The organism is Rubrivivax rivuli, from assembly GCF_004016505.1.
Classification (GTDB): Bacteria; Pseudomonadota; Gammaproteobacteria; order Burkholderiales; family Burkholderiaceae_C; genus Rubrivivax; species Rubrivivax rivuli.
On record NZ_SACR01000002.1, the window covers coordinates 370,958 to 389,623 of the forward strand.

An 18,666-nucleotide genomic window follows, 5' to 3' on the forward strand; every position below is an offset into this window, starting at 1 on the left:
CAGGGCAACCCCTGCGGCGCACCGCAAGGGGGTTGTCAGTGGTGGTGGGGGGCCGCGCCCAGGCCCGGGGCCTGCGCTGCTGCCGCGTGTTCGGAGGGGGTGAGCGTCTTCATCGAGAGGGCATGAATTTGCTCGCGCATTCTATCGCCCAGGGCCGCATACACGCGCTGGTGGCGCTTGACGCGGCTCAGGCCGTCGAACTCGGCCGAGACGATGGTGGCGAAGAAGTGGCGGCCATCGCCTTCCACTTCCAGAACGGTGCAGGGCAGCCCGGCAGCGATGTAGCTGCGGACTTCGTCAGGGGTGGGGTCGGCCATGCCCGAATTCTCTCAGCTTCTGATCTTGTAGCCGGTGGCCAGCAGGCGCAAAGCCAGGCCAGCGACCACGACAAAACTCAGGCCGACCACACCCAGGCTCAACCAGGGCGACACATCACTCACTCCGAAGAAGCCGCGGCGGAAGCCGTCGATCATGTAGAAGAACGGGTTCAAGTGGCTCACGGCCTGCCACATCGCGGGCAGCGAGTGCACCGAATAGAACACGCCCGACAGGAAGGTCATGGGCATGATGATGAAGTTCTGGAAGGCCGCCATCTGGTCGAACTTCTCGGCCCACAAGCCGGCGATCAGCCCGAGCGAACCCAACAGCCCCGCGCCCAGGGCGCCGAAGATCAAGATCCACCACGGCTCGGCCAGGCGCAACGGCGCGAACCACACCGTCACCAGCATCACGCCCGTGCCCACGGCCAGCCCGCGCACCACCGAGGCGCCCACGTAGGCCGCGAACCAGGCCCAATGGCTGAGTGGCGTCACCAGCAGGAAGACGAGGTTGCCGGTGATCTTGCTCTGCACCAGCGAGCTGCTGCTGTTGGCGAAGGCGTTCTGCAGCACGCTCATCATCACCAGGCCCGGCACCAGGAAGCTGGTGTAGCCCACGCCGGGGAAGGCCTCGACATGCTTGTCGAGCACGTGGCCGAAGATCAGCAGGTAGAGCACCGCGGTCAGCACGGGCGCAGCCACGGTCTGGAAGGCCACCTTCCAGAAGCGCAGCACCTCCTTGCGGAACAGCGGCCAGGCGCCTTCGAAGTTCATGCGGCGCTCCCAGTGGGCGCTGAAACACTGCCTGCGGCGTTCATGATCTCCAAGAACACGTCTTCCAGGTCGGCGCGGCCGATCTCCAGGTCTTCCACCTTCACGCCTTCGGCACGCAGCAGCGCCAGCAGGTGTTCCACCTCGGCGGCGTCGTGTGCCTTGGCCTGCACGATGCGGCCCGTCACGCGCGCCACGGCCGCCACGGCCGGCGGCAGGGCAGCGTCGGTCTTGAAGCGCAGCATGGTGCTGGCGCGGCCGGCCAGCAAAGCGCTGGTGCGGTCCAGCGCCACCAGCTGGCCCTGCTTGAGCATGCCGATGCGGCCGCACAGGGCCTCGGCTTCTTCCAGGTAGTGCGTGGTCAGCAGCACGGCGTGGCCTTCGCGGTTCAGGCGGCTGACGAACTGCCACAGCGTCTGGCGCAGTTCCACGTCCACGCCCGCGGTGGGTTCGTCCAGCACGATGACCGGCGGCTTGTGCACCAGCGCCTGCGCCACCAGCACGCGGCGTTTCATGCCGCCCGAGAGCTGGCGCATGTTGGCGTTGGCCTTGTCGGAAAGGCCCAGGCTTTGCAGCAGTTCGTCGATCCAGGCTTCGTTGTTCTTCACGCCGAAGTAGCCGCTCTGGATGCGCAACGTCTCGCGCACGCTGAAAAACGGGTCGAAGACCAGTTCCTGCGGCACGATGCCCAGGCACTTGCGTGCGGCGGCGTAGTCGTTGACGACATCGTGGCCCATCACGGTGACGCTGCCGCCCGTGGCACGCGCCAGGCCTGCCAGGATGCTGATCAGCGTGGTCTTGCCGGCGCCGTTGGGGCCGAGCAGGCCGAAGAATTCGCCGGCTTCGATGTCGAAGCTGACGCCCTTCAAGGCTTGGAAGCTACCGCGGGCGCCCGTGTAGGTCTTGCTGATGTTCTTGAAGGAGACGGCGGGCATGGGCAACAGGCGTGCAGGCCAGAAGGGCCTGCGCAGAGCGCGGGATTGTAGGCAGCCGCCCCGCTGCGCGCCGGCCACAGAATCCAGCCCATGTCGCCCAAGCCCACCAAGAAGCCCCGCCGCACCGCCGAGCGCATCCTGGAAGTGACGCTCGACCTCTTCAACCGCTTCGGTGAGCCCAATGTCAGCACCACGCTGATCAGCGCCGAGCTCGGCATCAGCCCGGGCAACCTGTACTACCACTACCCGGCCAAAGACGAACTCATCAACGCGCTCTTCGACCGCTACGAAAAGGCGCTGGCCGAGATCCTGCACGCCGCCGATGGCGTGGAGAACGTGGAAGACGCCTGGCTCTTCTTCCACATGCTCTTCGAGCTGGTGTGGGGCTACCGCTTCCTTTACCGCGACCTCAATGACCTGCTCAGCAAGAACCGCCGCTTGGAAACGCACTTCCAGTTCGTGCTGAAGAACAAGGCCAAGGCCATGCACGCGCTGCTGGACGGTTTGTCACGCAGCGGTGCCGTCCGCCTGACCAGTGCCGAGGCCGCGCCGCTGGCCACCAGCATGGTGGTGCTGGTGACCTACTGGTTGAGCTTCGAGTACGTGCGCGAACCGCGCAAGGCGCTGGAGCCCGAAAGCGCCGCCGCCGCCATGGGCCGCGGCGGCTACCACGCGCTGGCGCTGCTGCTGCCGCACCTGGACACCGCCTCGCGCGAGCACCTGCACGCGCTGGCGGCGGCCTACCTGAACCCCTGAACCGCCCGACACCCAACGATGCAACGCCGCTCTCTTCTTCTGGCCGCCACTGCGGGCGCTGCCACCCTGAAAGCTTCTGCGATGAGCAACGCCCAGCCCCCGAACAAGGCCACCACGGCCGCCCTGCCCGACCTGCAGGAGGCCAGCGCCAACGCCCTGGCGCAAGCGCTGCAGACCGGCCGCACCACGGCCGAAGCGCTGGTGAAGGGCTACAGCGCGCGCATCGAGGCCCTCGACCGCCGCGGCCCCAAGCTCAACAGCGTGATCGAGATGAACCCCGACGCGCTGGCCATCGCGCGTGAACGCGACGCCGAGCGCCGCGCCGGCAAACTGCGCGGCCCGCTGCACGGCCTGCCCGTGCTGCTGAAGGACAACATTGCCACCGCCGACAAGATGGCCACCACCGCGGGTTCGCTGGCCCTCGATGGCGTGCGCGCCAACCGCGACGCGCACATCGTGAAGCGCCTGCGCGAGGCCGGCGCCGTGATCCTGGGCAAGACCAACCTCAGCGAGTGGGCCAACATCCGCAGCACGCGCAGCACCAGCGGCTGGAGCGCGCGCGGCGGCCTCACGCGCAACCCTTACGCGCTGGACCGCAGCACCAGCGGCAGCAGCTCGGGCACGGGGGCCGCCATCGCCGCCAGCCTGTGCGCCCTGGGCGTGGGCACCGAGACCGACGGCAGCATCGTCTCGCCGGCTTCCATCAACGGCCTGGTGGGCCTGAAGCCGACGATCGGGCGCGTGAGCCGTGCCGGCATCATCCCCATCGCGCACAGCCAGGACACGGCCGGTCCGATGACCCGCACGGTGGCGGATGCCGCACTGCTCTATGCCGCGATGCTCGGGCCCGATGCCGACGACGCCGTCACGCTGAAGCAGCCCGCGGCGCCCACCGGTCCGCTGGCGGCCGCCAGCCTGAAGGGCGTACGCATGGGCGTGGCGCGCGCCTACTTCACGGGCAACGACGAAGCCGATGCCGTGCTGGAAGCCGCCATCGCCAAGCTGCGTGAACTCGGCGCCACCATCGTCGACGACGCCGGCCTGCCCGCGCCCGGCTATGGCGACGCCGAACTCAGTGTGCTGCTCCACGAACTCAAGCACGATCTCGCGGTCTGGCTGAAGACTTACGCGCCGCAGGCCAAGGTGCAGAGCCTGGCCGACGTCATCGCCTTCAACCGCCAGCACGCGGCGCGCGAGATGCCCTGGTTCCGGCAAGAGCTCTTCGAGAAGGCGCAGGCCCTGGGCGGCCTGGACAGCCCGGCCTACCGCGAAGCGCTGGAAGCCTGCGTGAAGGGCGCGCGCACCGAAGGCCTGGACCGCGCTTTCGAGACCCACCGCCTGGACGCGTTGATCGCCCCCACCGGCGGCCCGGCCTGGCTCATCGACCCCGTCAACGGCGACCACTACGGCGGCAGCTTCAGCACGCCGGCGGCGGTGGCGGGCTACCCGCACCTCACGGTGCCGGCGGGCTTCGTGCAAGGGCTGCCGCTGGGCCTGAGCTTCGTCGGCAGGCCCTACACCGAAGCGCAGCTGCTGGCCTATGGGCTGGCCTTCGAGCAGGCCACGCAGCACCGCTGCGCACCGGCCTACGTCAAGCGCAGCGTGCCGGTGTAGCCGCGCCCGGGGCCTGCGCGCCCAGCGCTGCCCACTCGGGCCCGGGCGGGGCCTCGATCACCCGGCCGGCCACGGTCAGCCGCTGGGCATGCAGCCACAGCCGCGCCGTCCCCAGCCAAGCAGCCACCGCGCGGTTGTGCGGCCCCTTGCCGTGGGTGCTGTCGCCCACCAGCGGGTGTGCGAGGTGCTTGAAGTGGCGACGGATCTGGTGCCGACGGCCGGTCTCGGGCCACACCGCGACCAAGGCATAGCGGCTGCTGGCATGGCGGCCGTCCGGAAAAGGCCATTCGTGACGCGCCAGCACACGCCAGCGCGTGAGGGCCTGCAAGTGCGGCTGACCGGTGGAGGGCCGCTCGGGGTCGCGGGCCAGCGGGTGGTCCACCAGGCCCTCGTCCGCCGGCCAGCCGCGCACCAGCGCCAGGTACTGCTTGGCCACGCGCCCGGCGCTGAACTCGGCCCTGAACTCTTCCCCGATGGCCCGCGCCGCGTCGGCACTGCGGGCGAAGAGCAGCACGCCGGAAGTGCCCTTGTCCAGGCGATGGGCGGGCCACAAGGGCTCACCCAACTGCGCGCGCAGCAGGTCCAGCGCGTTGAGCGGCTCGTGGGCGTCCAGGGCCGTGCGGTGCACCAGCAGCCCGGCGGGCTTGTCGATCGCCACGAGTTCGGCGTCCTCGTGCAGCAGGGTCAGGCGAACGGGCGGTCTCCGGTGGTGGAGCCTGCAGCTTAGCCCACCGGCGGGTCCCGTCGACCCTGCGCGACACGGCCGCGAGGCGGCCCCTCGCCCCGTGGCCAGGGCATCCGCCGGGTCTCTTGTCCCGCAAGCGACAAGCCGCGGGGAAACCCGTCAGGGCTTGTGCGCAGACGCATGCCGCAGGGCTTGTCCTATCCTGCGCCGGGGCCGGCAGAGCCCCCCGGCGGCTGTCTTGCCGCACGGCGAAGCAGGAGACAGGTGCATGCAGCGCAAGACCTTCTTGAAAGCCTTGGCCGCGCTCTCGGGCGTGGCCGCCGCAGCCTTGCTGGCCGGCCCCGCCGGCGCCCAGCAGGCCTACCCGAACAAGCCCATCCGCCTGGTGGTGACCTTCCCGCCCGGCGGCGCGCCCGACATCCTGGCGCGGCTGTTCGCCGACAAGGCCCAGCTCGGCCAGCCCGTGGTGGTGGACAACAAGCCCGGCGCCGGCGGCAACATCGGCGCCGAGATGGTGGCCAAGGCGCCGGCCGACGGCTACACCCTGGTGATGGGCACGGTGGGCACGCACGCCATCAACGGCGCGCTCTACAGCAAGATGCCCTACGACATGGTGCGCGATTTCGCGCCGCTGGGGCACGTGGCTTCGGCGCCCAACCTGCTGGTGGTGAACAACGACCTGCCTGTGAAGAGCGTGGCCGAGCTCATCAGCTACATGAAGGCCAACCCGAACAAGCTGAGCTTCGGCAGCCCGGGCATCGGCACATCGGTGCACGTCTCGGGCGAGCTCTTCCAGAGCCTCACCGGCACCAGCATGACTCACGTGCCCTACAAGGGCCGGCAGTTCGCCATTCCTGACCTGGTGGGCGGCAGCATCCAGGTGATGTTCGACAACATGCCTTCGGCGCTTCCCATGGCCAAGGAAGGCAAGATCCGCGCGCTGGCACAGACCACCGCCAAGCGCAGCGCCGCCGCGCCCGACGTGCCCACCGTGGCCGAGACGGTGCCCGGCTTCGAGGCCACCACCTGGTTCGCGATGTTCGCGCCGGCCGGCACGCCGAAAGACGTGGTCGCCAGGCTCAACGCCGAGATGCAGCGCGTCTACAAGCTGCCCGACGTGGCCGAGAAGATGAAGACCCTGGGCCTGGAGCCGTGGATCAGCACCCCGGAGGAACTGAGCGCCTACCAGGCGAGAGAGATCACGAAATGGGCCAAGGTCGTCAAAGACTCTGGCGCCAAAGCAGACTGACCCCTTGCCAACGGAGTACACCGCATGACCACACGCCGCCACGTCCTCACCACCGCCGCCGCGGGCGCCGCCACGCTGGCCTTGCCCTCGCTGGGCCTGGCGCAGGCCTTCCCGGCGCGGCCCATCCGCTACATCTGCCCCTGGCCGGCCGGGGGCAGCACCGATGCCGTCATCCGCGCCATCGCCGAGAGCGCGGCCAAGACGCTGGGCCAGCAGATCATCGTCGACAACAAGCCTGGCGCCGGCGGCATGCTGGGCGCCAACGAACTGGTGAGTGCCAAGCCTGACGGCTACACGCTGAGCCAGCTGCCGCACGGCGTCTTCCGCATCCCGCACATGCAGAAGACCACCTTCGACACTTTGTCCGACTTCACCTGGATCGCCTGCCTCACCGGCTACACCTTCGGCCTCGTGGTGCCGGCCGAGGGGCCGATCAAGAGCGTGGCCGATCTCGTGGCCTACGCCAAGGCCAACCCGGGCAAGTTCACCTACGGCAGCACCGGCACCGGCACCAGCCCGCACCTGGCGATGGAAGAGTTCGCGCAGCGCGCCGGCATCACGCTGAACCACATCCCCTTCAAGGGCAACGCCGACAACATGCAGGCCATCCTGGGCGGCCACACCATGGGCGCGAGCGACGCCACCGGCTGGGCCCCGCACGTGGCCAGCGGCAAGCTGCGGCTGATTGCCACCTACGGCAGCAAACGCACCAAGCGCTGGCCCGAAGTGCCCACGCTCACCGAGCTGGGCTACAAGACCGTGAGCGATTCGCCCTTCGGCGTGTGCGGCCCCAAGGGCATGGACCCGGCTGTCACGCGCACGCTGCACGACGCCTTCCGCAAGACGCTGGAAGACCCGGCCGTGCTGGCCATCTTCGACAAGTTCGACCAGACCATCATCTACATGGGCACCGAGCAGTACACCAAGTGGGCGCGTGAAACCTTCCAGGCCGAGAAGGCGACCATCGAACGCCTGGGCATGGCGATGAAGACCTGAGGCCGGCGTTCACCAGCCCGCGGCAAAGGCGCACACTCAAGCCATGAAGATCTTTCTGCCTGTCGACGGATCGCTGGCTTCGCTGGCGGCGGTGCACCACGCGGTGCAACTGGTGCGTGGGGGCCTCAAGGCCCACTTCGTGCTGGCCAACGTGCAGGAGCCGCCTTCGCTGTACGAGGTGGTGGTGGCGCACGACCCGGTGGTGCTGGACCAGGTGCGCGCCGACGCCGGCGCCGACCTGCTGCGCACCGCCGAGGCCATGCTCGATGCCGCGGGGCTGGGCTTCGAGAGCGAGGTGGCCGGCGGCGACCCCGGCCACGTGCTGGTGGACCTGATCGAGAACTACGGCTGCCAGGCCGTGGTGATGGGGGCCCGAGGCGCCGGCGAGACAGCCCACCCGGTGGGCAGCGTGGCGCTGGCGCTGCTGGCGCACAGCCCGGTGCCGGTGACGGTGGTGCGCCCGCCGCGGCCGAGCGAAGGCGCGAGGGGCTGAAACGTCGGCGTGTTCAGCGCGCGCCGGAAGCCGGCACGCTGATCACGCTCGTCATGCTGCCCACGCAGCCGGCCTTGGGGTCGGCACGCTGGCCCGCGGTGCAGGCCGGCACGTCGACCGGGTGCAGCGCCGCGTTGCGCACCAGGCCCGACTTGCGTGTCATCGCCCACACCCCGAAAGACGCCGTGCCCACGGCCAGCACAGCCACCAGCACGCGGCGGCGGCGGTTGATGGGGCGGTAGGGGTCGGGTTCGAACTCGGTCATGGGGGCCGCACTATCGCACGAGCAAGGGCGGGCGTGCCGTGCAGGCGGGGCACGGCCCTAAGCAAAGCCCACACGCCGGCCCGCCGTGCGGCCCCGTACGATGCTGGCGCCTTCTACAGCCCCACCGCGCCCACCATGAACCAGCCTGTCCACCGCATTGCCGTCATCCCCGGCGACGGCATCGGCAAGGAAGTGATGCCCGAAGCCCTGCGCGTGCTGCAGGCCGTGCAGCAGCGCTTCAGCGTGCAGCTCGACCTCACGCCCATCGCATGGGCGAGCTGCGACCACTTTGCCGCCCACGGCGACATGATGCCGCCCGACTGGAAGGCGCAGCTCCAAGACCAGCATGCGCTGCTCTTCGGCGCCGTGGGCTGGCCGGCCACGGTGCCCGACAACGTCTCGCTCTGGGGCAGCCTGCTGAAGTTCCGCCGCGAGTTCGACCAGTACATCAACCTGCGCCCGGTGCGCCTGTTCGAAGGCGTGCCCTGCCCGCTGGCCGGCCGAAAGCCCGGCGACATCGACTACTTCATCGTGCGCGAGAACACCGAGGGCGAGTACACCAAGCTCGGCGGCATCATGTTCGAGGGCACCGAGCGCGAGGTGGTGATCCAGGAGAGCGTGTTCAGCCGCCACGGCAGCGACCGCGTGCTGAAGTACGCCTTCGAGCTGGCGAACAGCCGCCCGCGCAAGCACCTGACGGTGGCCACCAAGAGCAACGGCATTGCCATCAGCATGCCCTGGTGGGACGGCCGCGCCGACGCCATGCATGCGCACTACCCGGCCGTGGCGGTGGACAAGCAGCACATCGACATCTTGAGCGCCCGCTTCGTGCTGCAGCCCGGGCGCTTCGACGTGGTCGTGGCCAGCAACCTCTTCGGCGACATCCTGTCGGACCTGGGCCCGGCCACCACCGGCACCATCGGCCTGGCGCCTTCGGCCAACCTGAACCCCGAGCGCACCTTCCCGAGCCTCTTCGAGCCCGTGCACGGCAGCGCGCCCGACATCTACGGCCAGAACATCGCCAACCCGGTGGCGATGATCTGGAGCGCCGCGCTGATGCTGCAGTTCCTGGGCGAGCAGGCGGCGCACGACGCCATCCTGCGCGCCATCGAAGCCACGCTGACGGGCCCGCGCAGCGAAGTCACGCGCGATCTGGGCGGCAGCGCCAGCACCACGGTGATGGGCCAGGCCATCGCGGCCCGGGTGGCCGCGGGGGTCTGAACGGTCAGGCGGCCGGCCGCACGAAGCCCGCGGCGGCTGCCATCAAGCGCTGCGTGTAGGGCGCCTGCACGCGGCGCGCCGCCAGGTCGGCTGCGGCCAGCGTTTCCACCGCACGGCCGCCCTGCATCACCAGCAGGCGCTGGCACAGGTGCGTGACGACCGCCAGGTCGTGGCTCACCATCACGAAACTCAGGCGCCGCTGTGCGCGCAGCGCTTCCAGCAGGTTCAGCACCTCGGCCTGCACGCTGGCGTCCAGCGCCGAGGTGGGCTCGTCCAGCAGCAGCACCTGCGGCTGCAGGATCAAGGCCCGCGCAATGGCCACGCGCTGGCGCTGCCCGCCCGAGAGCTGGTGCGGGTAGCGGAAGCGGAAGCCCGCGCCCAGGCCCACCTCGTCCAGCGCCTGCTGGATGCGGGCCTCGCGTTCATCACCTTCGCCAAGACCGTGGATGGCCAGGGGCTCGGCCAGGATGCGGTCCACCGTCTGCCTCGGGTGCAGGCTGCCGTAGGGGTCTTGGAAGACCATCTGCACCGCGCGCCGCCAGCCCAGGCTGCCGGGCGGCGGCAGCGCAGCGCCAGGCTCGCTGCTGGTGAGGCCGATCTCGCCCGCCGTGCGCGGCGCCAGGCCGCACAGCGCGCGCAGCACCGTGCTCTTGCCGCTGCCCGATTCACCGACGATGCCGAAGCTCTCGCCCGGCGCCACGTCGAAGCTCAGGCCCTCGACCGCGGCGAAACTGCCGTAGACCACACGCAGGCCCTGCACGTGCAGGCCCAGCGGCGTGGTGCTTGGCGTTGCGTTCATCGCGCCCAGGCCTCGTCGCGCTGCAGCACGGGCAGCGGGTGGCGCGGTGCGTCCAGCTGCGGCAGGCAGTGCAGCAGGCCGCGTGTGTAGGGGTGCTGCGCGTTGTGCAGCTCGGAAGCGGCCAGGGTCTCCACCACGCGGCCGGCATACATCACCAGCACGCGGTCGCAGAAGCTGCTGACCAGGCGCAGGTCGTGCGAGATGAAGATCAGGCCCATGCCGCGTTCGCGCACCAGGCGGTCGAGCACGCCCAGCACCTGCAATTGCACCGTGACGTCCAGCGCCGAGGTGGGTTCGTCGGCGATCAGCAGCTCGGGCCCGGCCACCAGCATCATCGCGATCATCACGCGCTGGCCCATGCCACCGGAGACCTCGTGCGGGTAGAGGCGCGCCACGCGCGGCGGGTCGTCGATGCCGACATCGGCCAGCGCCTGCAGCATGCGTGCGCGGCGCTCGGCCGCTGTGCAGCGCGTGTGCATGCGCAGCGTTTCTTCGATCTGCGCGCCGATGCGCATCACCGGGCTCAGCGAGTACTTGGGGTCTTGCAGCACCATCGCGATGCGGCCGCCACGCAAGGCGCGGCGCTGCCGTGGCGGGCAGCGCAGCAAGTCCACATCACCGAACTGCAAGGCCTTCGCGCTGACCACGCCACCGGGCGCCGTGAGGCCCAGGATGGCGCGGCCGGTCTGGCTCTTGCCGCTGCCCGATTCACCGACGATGCCCAGGCGCTCGCGGCCCAGCGTGAAGCTCACGCCGCGCACCACTTCCTGCAGGCCGCCTTCGCGCCGCGGGTAGGCCACGCGCAGGTCGTCCACCGTCAACAGCACCTCGCTCATGACGCCGCCCTCGGGTCCAGCGCGTCGCGCAGGCCGTCGCCCAGCAGGTTGAAGGCCAGGCTCACGATGAAGATGGCCGCACCCGGTGCGGCGGCCACCCACCACTGGTCGAGCACGTAGGCGCGGCCGGCGGCGATCATCGCGCCCCACTCGGGCAGGGGCGGCTGCGCGCCAAGGCCCAGGAAGCCCAGGCCGGCGGCGGTGAGGATGATGCCGGCCATGTCCAGTGTCACGCGCACGATGACGCTGGGCACGCACATCGGCATCACGTGGCGCAGCACCACGCGCACCGGCCCGGCGCCGAGCAGGCGCACGGCCTGGATGTAGTCGGCCTGGCGCAGCGTGAGCGTCTCGGCGCGGGCGATGCGGGCGTAGGGCGGCCAGCTGGTGATGGCGATCGCGATCACCGCGTTTTCGATGCCCGGCCCCAGGGCGGCCACGAAAGCCAGCGCGAGGATCAGCCGCGGGAAGGCGAGGAAGATGTCGGTGATGCGCATCAGCAGCGCATCCACCCAGCCGCCGGCATACCCGGCCGCCGTCCCCACCAGCAGCCCGATCGGCGCGGCCAGCACCGCCACCAGCACCACCACGAAGAGCGTGATGCGGCTGCCGTGCAGCAGGCGGCTGAAGATGTCGCGGCCCTGGTCGTCGGTGCCGAACCAGTGCGTGGCCGAGGGCGGCTGCAGGCGCTGCGCGAGGTCGCCCACCGTGGGCGAGTGCGGCGCGATCCACGGCGCCAGCACGGCCAGCACCACCAGCGCCAGCACCAGCACCAGGCCCACCAACGCCAGCCGGTTGCGAGCAAAGCTGCGCCAGCCGGCATAGGCGCGGCCCCAGGCGGCCTGGCGGCGCGAGGCAGGGCGGTCGCTCAGCAGCCACTGCTGCAGGTCTTGCCATTGCGCCTTCATCGCGGCACCTCGGCGCGGGTGTCTCGCGTTCGCGGATCGAGCATCCGGTACAGCGCATCGCTCAGCAGGTTCAGCACGATGAAGACCGTGCCCACCACCAGCGTGGCGCCCAGCACGGCGTTCATGTCTGCGTTCTGCAGGCTGTTGGTGAGGTACAGGCCCAGGCCCGGCCAGGAGAACACCGTCTCGGTGAGCACGCTGCCTTCCAGCAGGCCGGCGTAGCTGAGCGCGATCACCGTCACCAGCGGCACCATCGCGTTGCGCAGCGCGTGGCGCCAGACGATGCGCGCCTCGCTCAGGCCCTTGGCGCGCGCGGCGACGATGTACTCCTGCGCCAGCTCGTGCAGCATGAAGCTGCGTGTCATGCGGCTGATGTAGGCCAGCGAGAAGTAGCCCAGCAGGCTGGCCGGCAGCACCAGGTGGCTCAAGGCGCTGCGGAAGGCCGACCAGTCGCCGCTGCTGCGCGCCGCCAGCGCCGCATCCACCAGCAGCAGGCCGGTGACACGGTCGACACTGAACTCGTGCGCCACGTCGATGCGCCCCGGCCCCGACACCCAGCCCAGCTTGGCGTAGAAGAGCACCAGCGCCATCAGGCCCAGCCAGAAGATGGGCACCGAGTAGCCCACCAGCCCCATCACGCGCACCGCGTGGTCGGCGGCGCCGCCGCGGCGCACCGCGGCCCACACGCCCAGCGGCACGCCCAGGCCCGCGCCGATGAGGATGCCGCAGGTGGCCAGCTCCAGCGTGGCCGGGAAGGCCTGTTTCACGTCTTCCCACACCGGGTTGGCCGTCAGCACCGAGGTGCCGAAATCGCCCCGCGCGGCCTTGGCAACGTAACGCGCGAACTGCTCGTGCAGCGGCAGGTTCAGCCCCAGCTCTTCACGCGCACGCTGCACCACGTGCTCGGGCGCGCGGTCGCCCACCACGGCCAGCACCGGGTCCACCGGCACCACGCGGCCTATGAAGAAGGTGACGGCCAGCAGGCCCAGCAGCGTGAGCGCCACCGAGAAGGCCAGGCCCCCGACCGCGCGCAACCCGCGCAACGGCCCAGATTCACGCCATCGCATCAGCGCTTGCTGACCTTGTAGAGCAGCGTGCCGTCGGCCGTGGGGCCCAGACGCAGGCCGGCCACGTTCTTGCGGTGCGCGGCCACCTCGGTCTGCTGGAAGAGCATCACGAAGGGGCTGGTCTTGCGGAACTCGGCCTGCAGTTCCTGGTAGAGCTTGGCGCGCTTGCCAGCGTCACGCTCCAGCGCGGCGGCGTCGGCCTTCTTGGTCATCTCGGGGATGGCCCAGGCGTTGCGCCAGGCCAGCGGCTTGGTGGCCGCGTTGTCGCCGTTGTCGGGGTTGCGTGCGAAGGTGTCGGCGTTGGTGTGCGGGTCCCAGTAATCGGCGCCCCAGTTGCCGATGTAGAGGTCGTGGCTGCGCGCGCGGTACTTGGTCAGCGTCTGCTTGCCGTCGCCGGGGATGATCTCCATCTGGATGCCGGCGCGCGCGAAGGTCTGCTGCATGGCCTCGGTGATGCCCTGGATGGGTTGCGTGGTGCGCATGTCCACCGTGACCTTGAAGCCCTGGGGTACGCCAGCCTTGGCCAGCAAGGCCTTCGCCTTCGCCACGTCCAGCTTGTAGGGCCGCTCTTTCGAGGCGCCCAGCAAGCCGACCGGCAGGAAGTTCTGGTGCACCACACCGATGTTCTTCATGATCGTCGCGGCGATGGCGTCGTAGTCCACCAGCCACTTCATCGCCTCGCGCACCTCGGGCTTGGCCAGCACCGGGTTCTTCTGGTTCAGGCCCAGGTAGATGAGCTGCCCCGTGGGCGTGGCGGTGATGGCGATCTCGGGCTTGGCGGCCACCGCCTCCAGGTCTTGCGGCGTGAGGTTGCGCGCGATGTCGACATCGCCCTTTTCCAGCAGCAGGCGCTGCGTGGCGCTTTCCTTCACGTGGCGGTAGATCACGCGGGCCAGGGGCGCTTTGGGGCCGAGCGTGTATTGATCATTGCGCTCCAATGCCACCAGCTGGTTGGCGCGCCACTCGCGGATCTTCAGCGCGCCGCTGCCCGCGTAGTTGGTCTTCAGCCAGCCGTTGCCGAGGTCACCACCAGCCTCTTTGCTCAGCACCAGCTTCTTGTCCACCACGGCCGCCACGCCGGCCGTCAGGCAGTTGTAGACCAGCGTGGGCGCGTAGGCCTTGTCGGTGTCGAGCTCCAGCGTGAGCGGGCCGGTCTGGCGGATGCGCTCTTTCGCGTTGGCCTTGCTGAAGCCGAACTGCGTGAGGATGAAGGCCGGCGTCTTGTCCAGCAGTACGGCGCGCTGCAGGCTGAACACCACGTCTTCAGCGGTGAGCGGGTTGCCGCTGGCGAACTTCAGGCCCGGTCGCAGCGTGAAGCTATATCGCTTGCCATCGGCCGAGACCGCCCACTGCGTGGCGAGTTCGGGCACCAGTTTGCTGGGTTCGGCCACGTCGTAGCGCAGCAGGGCGCTGTAGGTGTTGCCCAGCAGCTCGCCAGCCGTGATCTCGAAGGCCTCGGCCGGGTCCAGGCTGATGAGGTCGTCCAGCTGCATGGCCAGCACCAGCGTGTCGGGCGGTGTGGCGGCCTGGGCGGGCCACCAGACGGTGGCACCGAGAGCGGCCGCGGCCTGGCCCAGGCGGCGGCGGGTGAACTGGGGGTGGGACAAGACAGTACTCCGGGCGATCAAGACGACAGCCCGAGAGTGTGTCACTCCACCTCGCCTCCAAACTTCTTGATGAGGTTGGCGATGTACTTGTCGACCAGCTTCTCGAACTCGCTGCTCACCACCGGCCCCACCAGCGCCTTCATCAGCCCGGGCAGCGGCACGTCCACGCTGCCGGCCACCTTGAACTCGATCTCGGTGCCGGCCTTGCCTTCCTTCAGCTTCCAGTGCCCGCCCACCAGCGCGTTGCCTTCGCCCTTCACGGGCGTCCAGACCACGGTGCCCTTCTTGCGGTCGGTCACGTACTTGCTGGCGTAGACGGTTTGGATGTTCACCTGCGCGGTGCCCACTTTCTCCATCTCCCAGCGGTAGGTGTCTTTCGCGATCTCGGTGAGTTTGTCCACCTTCGGGAAGAAGCTGGCCGACGTGGGCACGTGCGAGAGCACGTCGAACACGTCCTTCATGCCCGCCTTGACGGTGAATTCGTAGCCGAGGTCGATGTCGACGGTGATGGTCATGCAGGTCTCCTTGCGAGGTGTTGTCAGGCGCCGTCTTGCCCGGCCCAGGGCAGCATCAGCGTGAGGTAGAGCAGCTTCTCGAACTCGGGCTCGAAACGGTCGATGATCTGCTGCGGCTCGGGGCACAGGCCCGCGTCGGTGATCAGGCCGAACTGCACGCCGCCGCCGTAGCTGAGGATGGACACGCCCACGCCGATGTCGCCCGAGGCCGGCACCCAGAACATGGTCTGGCGCAAGGTGCTGCCGCAGAACTTCAGCGGCGCCGCAGGCCCCGGCACGTTGGTCATCACCGCGGTGGCCTTCTTCGCAAACATGCCCAGCACGGCGTCTTGCACTGGTTTGATGAACAGGCCCGACATCGCCAGCACCGCGAAGGCCAGCAGCGGCTGGTAGCTGCCCTTGAGCTCGTTCATGCGCTGGTGCACGGCGTAGGTGCGTTCCACCGGGTTGCTGATGCCGATGGGCAGCACCAGCGGCGCCAGGCCGAAGCGGTTGCCGAGCTGCCAGGCTTTGTCGAGCGGGCGCAGGTTCACCGGCACCATGGCGCGGATCTCCTTGCCCGCGGGGTCTTCGCCGCGGCCGCGCAGGTACTCGCCGATGGCGCCGGCCACGCAGCCCAGCAGCACGTCGTTGACGCTGCAGCCCAGGCCCTTGCCGATGGTCTTCACCGCGTCCAGCGACATCGGCTCGCTCCAGGCCACGGCCTTGCGGCCGGCGGGCTTGCCCTTCAGCAGCGTGGGCGAGTCGTCGGGCATCACGGCCAGCGCGGCCACGTCGCCCAGCACCTTGTAGCCGGTGCGCGCCATGTCCATGCTGCCCAGCAGCGGCTGGTAAGGGTTGGCCAGCATGTCGATGCTCTTGGCCATGCCGCCGCCGTACATGCCGATGGCCTTGATGGTGAGGTCGGTCAGCGGCTTGAGCACGGCATCGGCCAGCCAGTCGGCCTCGCCCGCGTCTTCGGCGGCCTCGCGCTTGCGGCGTTTCGGCGGCTCGGCACCGCCGTCGGTGATGCTCATCATCACGCTGATCAGCGCGATGCCGTCGCCGATGCAGTGGTGCACCCGGGCCACCAGCGCGCTGCCGCCTTCGTAGTCTTCGATGAAGTGGAACTGCCACAGCGGGCGCGCCGGGTCCAGCGGCGTCATGGCCAGTTCACCGCACAGGCGCTGCAGCGCGTGGCGTTCGCTCTCGCCGGGCTGGCGCTGCAGCGTGGCGCGCACCACATGACGGGCGATGTCGAAGTCGTCGTCGGGCACCCAGGTCGCGCCCATCGCGTCGGCCACGGCCTTGTGGCGGAAGCGCTCGTACTTCAGCAGCTTGCTCTCGATGCGCTCGCGCAGCGCCTCCAGCGTGAGGGCCGGCGTGAGCAGCCACACGCCGACGATCATCATCAGGTTCACCTCGTTGTCCATGCGCAGCCAGGCGGTATCGACCCGCGACATGCGCTCGGCGGCATGGGACATGTGAAGGAACTCCTGCAAGGGGTGGGCGCGGGGCACCGGCGCGGCGCACGATGCTGGGTAACATCCGCCCCGTCAACCAAGGATTTTCACCCACGGAGCCCCCCGCCATGGCCGACCTGAAAGCCACCTTCGAAGCCGCCGTTGCCGCCAGCAAGCAGCTGCCGGAAAAGCCCGACAACATGACGCTGCTGAAGATCTACTCGCTCTACAAGCAAGCCACCGAGGGCGACGTGCAGGGCAAGCGCCCCGGCTTCACCGACCTGGTGGGCCGTGCCAAGTTCGACGCCTGGGACTCCCTCAAGGGCACCAGCGCCGAAGAGGCCATGCAGTCCTACGTCGACCTCATCGAATCGCTGAAGTAAAGCCCAGATGCCGATTGCGACCCTGCCGCGCCGCCAGGCCCTGAAAACCCTGGCCGGCGGCGCTGCCGCTGCCCTGGCCCTGCCCACCTGGGCCCAAGGCGAACGCCGCATCCTGCTGGGCCAGAGCGCCGCGATGAGCGGCCCAGCCGCCCAGCTGGGCCTGCAGATGAACCGCGGCGCGCGCATCTTCTTCGAGCGCCTGAACGCCGAAGGCGGCGTCAACGGCCGCCGCATCGAACTGCGCGCGATGGACGACGGCTACGAGCCCGAACGCTGCGCCGTCAACACGCGCACGCTGATCGACGACGAGGTGTTCGCGCTCTTCGGCTACGTCGGCACGCCCACCTCGCTGGCCGCCCTGCCGCTGGTGACGGCGGCCAACATCCCCTTCTTCGGTGCCTTCACGGGTGCCGAGGCGCTGCGCGAGCCCTTCAACCGCAACGTCTTCCACGTGCGCGCCTCGTACTACGACGAGACGGCGCTCATCGTGAAGCAACTCACCGCGCTCGGCCGCAAGAAGATCGCCGTCTTCCGCCAGAACGACAGCTACGGCCAGGCCGGGCTGGACGGCGTACTGCGCGCACTGAAGGCGCAGCAACTGGCCCCCGCCGCCGTGGGCCTGGTGGAGCGCAATTCGGTCAACGTGGCCGCGGCCGTGCAGGCCATCGTGCCGGCCATGCCCGACGCGGTGGTGCAGATCAGCGCCTACAAGAGCTGCGCTGCCTTCGTGCGCGAAGCGCGCAAGGCCGGCTACGGCGGCACCTTCTACAACGTCAGCTTCGTGGGCACGCAGGCCCTGGCCGACGAACTGGGCAAGGACGGCCTGGGCGTGGTGGTGAGCCAGGTGATGCCCTTCCCCTTCAGCACCACCAACGCCCTGGCGCGCGAATACCTCGACGCCGTCAAGCGCGCCGGTGGCGATGCCACGGCCAACTACAGCAGCATTGAGGGCTACCTCGCCGCCAAGGTGCTGGCCGAGGGCCTGCGCCGTGCCGGCGGCAACCCCACGCGCGCCAGCTTGGTGGACGCACTGGAGTCGATGCAGCGCTACGACGCAGGCGGTTTCCAGGTGAGCTTCGGGCCGCGCAACCGGCGTGGATCAACGTTCGTCGAGCTCTCGATGCTCACCGGCGACGGCAAGGTGCGGCGCTGAGGCCGCACGGTCTCATTTCGCAGCCAGCGCCTTCTCGATCTCGGCCACCAGCGTGGGCGCCGTGGGCGTGACGTTGCTGCCGTAGCTGCCCAGCGGCTTGCCGTCGCGGCCGATCAGGTACTTGTGAAAGTTCCAGCCCGGCGTCTTGCCGGTGGCCTGGATCAGCTGCACGTACAGCGGGTTGGCGGCCGAGCCTTTGACCGAGCTCTTCGCGAACATCGGGAACTTCACGCCGTAGGTGTTGAAGCAGAAATCGGCGATCTCCTTGCTGTCCTTCAGCTCCTGCCCGCCGAAGTCGCCGCTCGGGAAGCCCAGCACCACCAGGCCTTGCGGGCCGTACCTGGCGTTCAGCGCCTCCAGGCCTTCGTACTGCGGCGTGAAGCCGCACTTGCTGGCGGTGTTGACGACCAGCAGCACCTTGCCGGCGTACTGGCACAGGTTCTGCGGCTTCTCGTCCTGCAGGCGCGGGAAGCTGTGCTGCAGCAAGGCGGGGCAGGCCGCAGCAGCCGCGGCCGCAGGCGCGGCCTGGGCCCATGCGGGCACGGCGGCGGTGGTGCCCAAGGCGGCAGCCAGCACGGAGAGAGCGAGGATCGATGGCACTTTCATGGAACGGCCCTGGCAATGACGGAGCGCGGATGCTGCCACCAAGCGCCG

21 protein-coding genes are annotated in these 18,666 nt (G+C 69.4%); 8 read left to right on the forward strand and 13 right to left on the reverse strand.

Going from position 1 to position 18,666, the window contains the following annotated elements; all coding sequences use genetic code 11:
* Positions 1 to 35: 35 nt before the first annotated feature.
* From EOE66_RS06205 to EOE66_RS06215, 3 genes are read right to left on the reverse strand one after another with little or no spacing between them, the layout of a single operon-like run.
* Positions 36 to 317 (reverse strand): BolA family protein, encoded by a 282-nt coding sequence (locus tag EOE66_RS06205; RefSeq protein WP_128227799.1) that lies wholly within the window; start codon positions 315 to 317, stop codon positions 36 to 38.
* Between the two features lie 12 nt (positions 318 to 329).
* Positions 330 to 1,091 (reverse strand): ABC transporter permease, encoded by a 762-nt coding sequence (locus EOE66_RS06210; protein WP_128227800.1) that lies wholly within the window; start codon positions 1,089 to 1,091, stop codon positions 330 to 332.
* Positions 1,088 to 2,023, reverse strand: a complete 936-nt coding sequence (locus EOE66_RS06215) for an ABC transporter ATP-binding protein (protein ID WP_128227801.1) — start codon at positions 2,021 to 2,023, stop codon at positions 1,088 to 1,090. The genes EOE66_RS06210 and EOE66_RS06215 overlap by 4 nt, the downstream gene beginning before the upstream one ends.
* A 90-nt stretch (positions 2,024 to 2,113) precedes the next feature.
* Here EOE66_RS06215 and EOE66_RS06220 point away from each other — a divergent pair, with 90 nt between their 5' ends.
* Positions 2,114 to 2,779, forward strand: a complete 666-nt coding sequence (locus EOE66_RS06220) for a TetR/AcrR family transcriptional regulator (RefSeq protein ID WP_128227802.1) — start codon at positions 2,114 to 2,116, stop codon at positions 2,777 to 2,779.
* Between the two features lie 18 nt (positions 2,780 to 2,797).
* The gene (locus tag EOE66_RS06225) at positions 2,798 to 4,393 is read left to right on the forward strand and encodes an amidase (RefSeq protein WP_128227803.1); all 1,596 of its coding nucleotides are present in this window, start codon (positions 2,798 to 2,800) and stop codon (positions 4,391 to 4,393) included.
* On the opposite strand, the gene EOE66_RS06230 is transcribed toward EOE66_RS06225, so the two are convergent.
* Positions 4,371 to 5,051, reverse strand: coding sequence for a pseudouridine synthase (locus tag EOE66_RS06230; RefSeq protein WP_245478936.1), 681 nt, complete (start codon positions 5,049 to 5,051; stop codon positions 4,371 to 4,373). The two genes, EOE66_RS06225 and EOE66_RS06230, sit on opposite strands and share 23 nt — an antisense overlap.
* 295 nt (positions 5,052 to 5,346) lie before the next feature.
* On the opposite strand from EOE66_RS06230, the gene EOE66_RS06235 reads away from it, so the two are divergent.
* From EOE66_RS06235 to EOE66_RS06245, 3 genes are read left to right on the forward strand one after another with little or no spacing between them, the layout of a single operon-like run.
* The gene (locus EOE66_RS06235) at positions 5,347 to 6,327 is read left to right on the forward strand and encodes a Bug family tripartite tricarboxylate transporter substrate binding protein (protein ID WP_128227805.1); all 981 of its coding nucleotides are present in this window, start codon (positions 5,347 to 5,349) and stop codon (positions 6,325 to 6,327) included.
* A gap of 24 nt (positions 6,328 to 6,351) precedes the next feature.
* Positions 6,352 to 7,323: a tripartite tricarboxylate transporter substrate binding protein gene (locus EOE66_RS06240; protein WP_128227806.1), complete on the forward strand. Its 972-nt coding sequence runs from the start codon at positions 6,352 to 6,354 to the stop codon at positions 7,321 to 7,323.
* Between the two features lie 43 nt (positions 7,324 to 7,366).
* Positions 7,367 to 7,816, forward strand: a complete 450-nt coding sequence (locus tag EOE66_RS06245) for a universal stress protein (protein WP_128227807.1) — start codon at positions 7,367 to 7,369, stop codon at positions 7,814 to 7,816.
* Between the two features lie 13 nt (positions 7,817 to 7,829).
* Here EOE66_RS06245 and EOE66_RS06250 read toward each other — a convergent pair whose 3' ends face one another.
* Positions 7,830 to 8,081, reverse strand: a complete 252-nt coding sequence (locus EOE66_RS06250; RefSeq protein ID WP_128227808.1) for a hypothetical protein — start codon at positions 8,079 to 8,081, stop codon at positions 7,830 to 7,832.
* Positions 8,082 to 8,216: 135 nt separating this feature from the next.
* Here EOE66_RS06250 and EOE66_RS06255 point away from each other — a divergent pair, with 135 nt between their 5' ends.
* Positions 8,217 to 9,302 carry a tartrate dehydrogenase gene (locus EOE66_RS06255; RefSeq protein ID WP_128227809.1) on the forward strand — a complete coding sequence of 362 codons (1,086 nt, stop codon included), beginning with the start codon at positions 8,217 to 8,219 and terminating at the stop codon, positions 9,300 to 9,302.
* A gap of 4 nt (positions 9,303 to 9,306) precedes the next feature.
* Here EOE66_RS06255 and EOE66_RS06260 read toward each other — a convergent pair whose 3' ends face one another.
* The 7 genes from EOE66_RS06260 to EOE66_RS06290 are packed head-to-tail and all read right to left on the reverse strand — an operon-like array spanning position 9,307 to position 16,497.
* Complete coding sequence (locus EOE66_RS06260; protein WP_128227810.1) at positions 9,307 to 10,101, reverse strand: ABC transporter ATP-binding protein; 795 nt, start codon at positions 10,099 to 10,101, stop codon at positions 9,307 to 9,309.
* A complete protein-coding gene (locus EOE66_RS06265; RefSeq protein WP_128227811.1) occupies positions 10,098 to 10,937 on the reverse strand; it encodes an ABC transporter ATP-binding protein in 840 nt (279 codons plus the stop codon). The genes EOE66_RS06260 and EOE66_RS06265 overlap by 4 nt, the downstream gene beginning before the upstream one ends.
* Positions 10,934 to 11,845 (reverse strand): nickel transporter permease, encoded by a 912-nt coding sequence (gene nikC, locus EOE66_RS06270; protein ID WP_128227812.1) that lies wholly within the window; start codon positions 11,843 to 11,845, stop codon positions 10,934 to 10,936. Before nikC ends, EOE66_RS06265 begins: the two co-directional genes overlap by 4 nt.
* Entirely contained in the window at positions 11,842 to 12,912 is a 1,071-nt protein-coding gene (locus EOE66_RS06275; RefSeq protein WP_128227813.1) for an ABC transporter permease, read from the reverse strand. The genes nikC and EOE66_RS06275 overlap by 4 nt, the downstream gene beginning before the upstream one ends.
* The gene (locus tag EOE66_RS06280) at positions 12,912 to 14,519 is read right to left on the reverse strand and encodes an ABC transporter substrate-binding protein (protein ID WP_128227814.1); all 1,608 of its coding nucleotides are present in this window, start codon (positions 14,517 to 14,519) and stop codon (positions 12,912 to 12,914) included. The genes EOE66_RS06275 and EOE66_RS06280 overlap by 1 nt, the downstream gene beginning before the upstream one ends.
* Positions 14,520 to 14,560: 41 nt before the next feature.
* Positions 14,561 to 15,034, reverse strand: a complete 474-nt coding sequence (locus EOE66_RS06285) for an SRPBCC domain-containing protein (protein ID WP_128227815.1) — start codon at positions 15,032 to 15,034, stop codon at positions 14,561 to 14,563.
* Positions 15,035 to 15,057: 23 nt separating this feature from the next.
* Positions 15,058 to 16,497 carry a wax ester/triacylglycerol synthase family O-acyltransferase gene (locus EOE66_RS06290; protein WP_128227816.1) on the reverse strand — a complete coding sequence of 480 codons (1,440 nt, stop codon included), beginning with the start codon at positions 16,495 to 16,497 and terminating at the stop codon, positions 15,058 to 15,060.
* A gap of 107 nt (positions 16,498 to 16,604) precedes the next feature.
* Between EOE66_RS06290 and EOE66_RS06295 the strand changes: the two genes are divergently transcribed.
* Together EOE66_RS06295 and EOE66_RS06300 are read left to right on the forward strand one after the other, a co-directional pair.
* Positions 16,605 to 16,859, forward strand: coding sequence for an acyl-CoA-binding protein (locus EOE66_RS06295; protein ID WP_128227817.1), 255 nt, complete (start codon positions 16,605 to 16,607; stop codon positions 16,857 to 16,859).
* A 7-nt stretch (positions 16,860 to 16,866) separates the two neighbouring features.
* Entirely contained in the window at positions 16,867 to 18,012 is a 1,146-nt protein-coding gene (locus tag EOE66_RS06300; protein ID WP_128227818.1) for an ABC transporter substrate-binding protein, read from the forward strand.
* A gap of 12 nt (positions 18,013 to 18,024) precedes the next feature.
* Here EOE66_RS06300 and EOE66_RS06305 read toward each other — a convergent pair whose 3' ends face one another.
* The gene (locus EOE66_RS06305; RefSeq protein ID WP_128227819.1) at positions 18,025 to 18,618 is read right to left on the reverse strand and encodes a glutathione peroxidase; all 594 of its coding nucleotides are present in this window, start codon (positions 18,616 to 18,618) and stop codon (positions 18,025 to 18,027) included.
* Positions 18,619 to 18,666: the final 48 nt, after the last annotated feature.

Coding starts and splice junctions, on each gene's coding strand:
- EOE66_RS06215 (WP_128227801.1), bottom strand. CDS start 2,023: ATGCCCGCCGTCTCCTTCAAGAACATCAGCAAGACCTACACGGGCGCC.
- EOE66_RS06205 (WP_128227799.1), bottom strand. CDS start 317: ATGGCCGACCCCACCCCTGACGAAGTCCGCAGCTACATCGCTGCCGGG.
- EOE66_RS06235 (WP_128227805.1), top strand. CDS start 5,347: ATGCAGCGCAAGACCTTCTTGAAAGCCTTGGCCGCGCTCTCGGGCGTG.
- EOE66_RS06250 (WP_128227808.1), bottom strand. CDS start 8,081: ATGACCGAGTTCGAACCCGACCCCTACCGCCCCATCAACCGCCGCCGC.
- EOE66_RS06265 (WP_128227811.1), bottom strand. CDS start 10,937: ATGAGCGAGGTGCTGTTGACGGTGGACGACCTGCGCGTGGCCTACCCG.
- EOE66_RS06210 (WP_128227800.1), bottom strand. CDS start 1,091: ATGAACTTCGAAGGCGCCTGGCCGCTGTTCCGCAAGGAGGTGCTGCGC.
- EOE66_RS06290 (WP_128227816.1), bottom strand. CDS start 16,497: ATGTCCCATGCCGCCGAGCGCATGTCGCGGGTCGATACCGCCTGGCTG.
- EOE66_RS06275 (WP_128227813.1), bottom strand. CDS start 12,912: ATGCGATGGCGTGAATCTGGGCCGTTGCGCGGGTTGCGCGCGGTCGGG.
- EOE66_RS06225 (WP_128227803.1), top strand. CDS start 2,798: ATGCAACGCCGCTCTCTTCTTCTGGCCGCCACTGCGGGCGCTGCCACC.
- EOE66_RS06305 (WP_128227819.1), bottom strand. CDS start 18,618: ATGAAAGTGCCATCGATCCTCGCTCTCTCCGTGCTGGCTGCCGCCTTG.
- EOE66_RS06300 (WP_128227818.1), top strand. CDS start 16,867: ATGCCGATTGCGACCCTGCCGCGCCGCCAGGCCCTGAAAACCCTGGCC.
- EOE66_RS06285 (WP_128227815.1), bottom strand. CDS start 15,034: ATGACCATCACCGTCGACATCGACCTCGGCTACGAATTCACCGTCAAG.
- EOE66_RS06240 (WP_128227806.1), top strand. CDS start 6,352: ATGACCACACGCCGCCACGTCCTCACCACCGCCGCCGCGGGCGCCGCC.
- EOE66_RS06295 (WP_128227817.1), top strand. CDS start 16,605: ATGGCCGACCTGAAAGCCACCTTCGAAGCCGCCGTTGCCGCCAGCAAG.
- nikC (WP_128227812.1), bottom strand. CDS start 11,845: ATGAAGGCGCAATGGCAAGACCTGCAGCAGTGGCTGCTGAGCGACCGC.
- EOE66_RS06260 (WP_128227810.1), bottom strand. CDS start 10,101: ATGAACGCAACGCCAAGCACCACGCCGCTGGGCCTGCACGTGCAGGGC.
- EOE66_RS06255 (WP_128227809.1), top strand. CDS start 8,217: ATGAACCAGCCTGTCCACCGCATTGCCGTCATCCCCGGCGACGGCATC.
- EOE66_RS06220 (WP_128227802.1), top strand. CDS start 2,114: ATGTCGCCCAAGCCCACCAAGAAGCCCCGCCGCACCGCCGAGCGCATC.
- EOE66_RS06245 (WP_128227807.1), top strand. CDS start 7,367: ATGAAGATCTTTCTGCCTGTCGACGGATCGCTGGCTTCGCTGGCGGCG.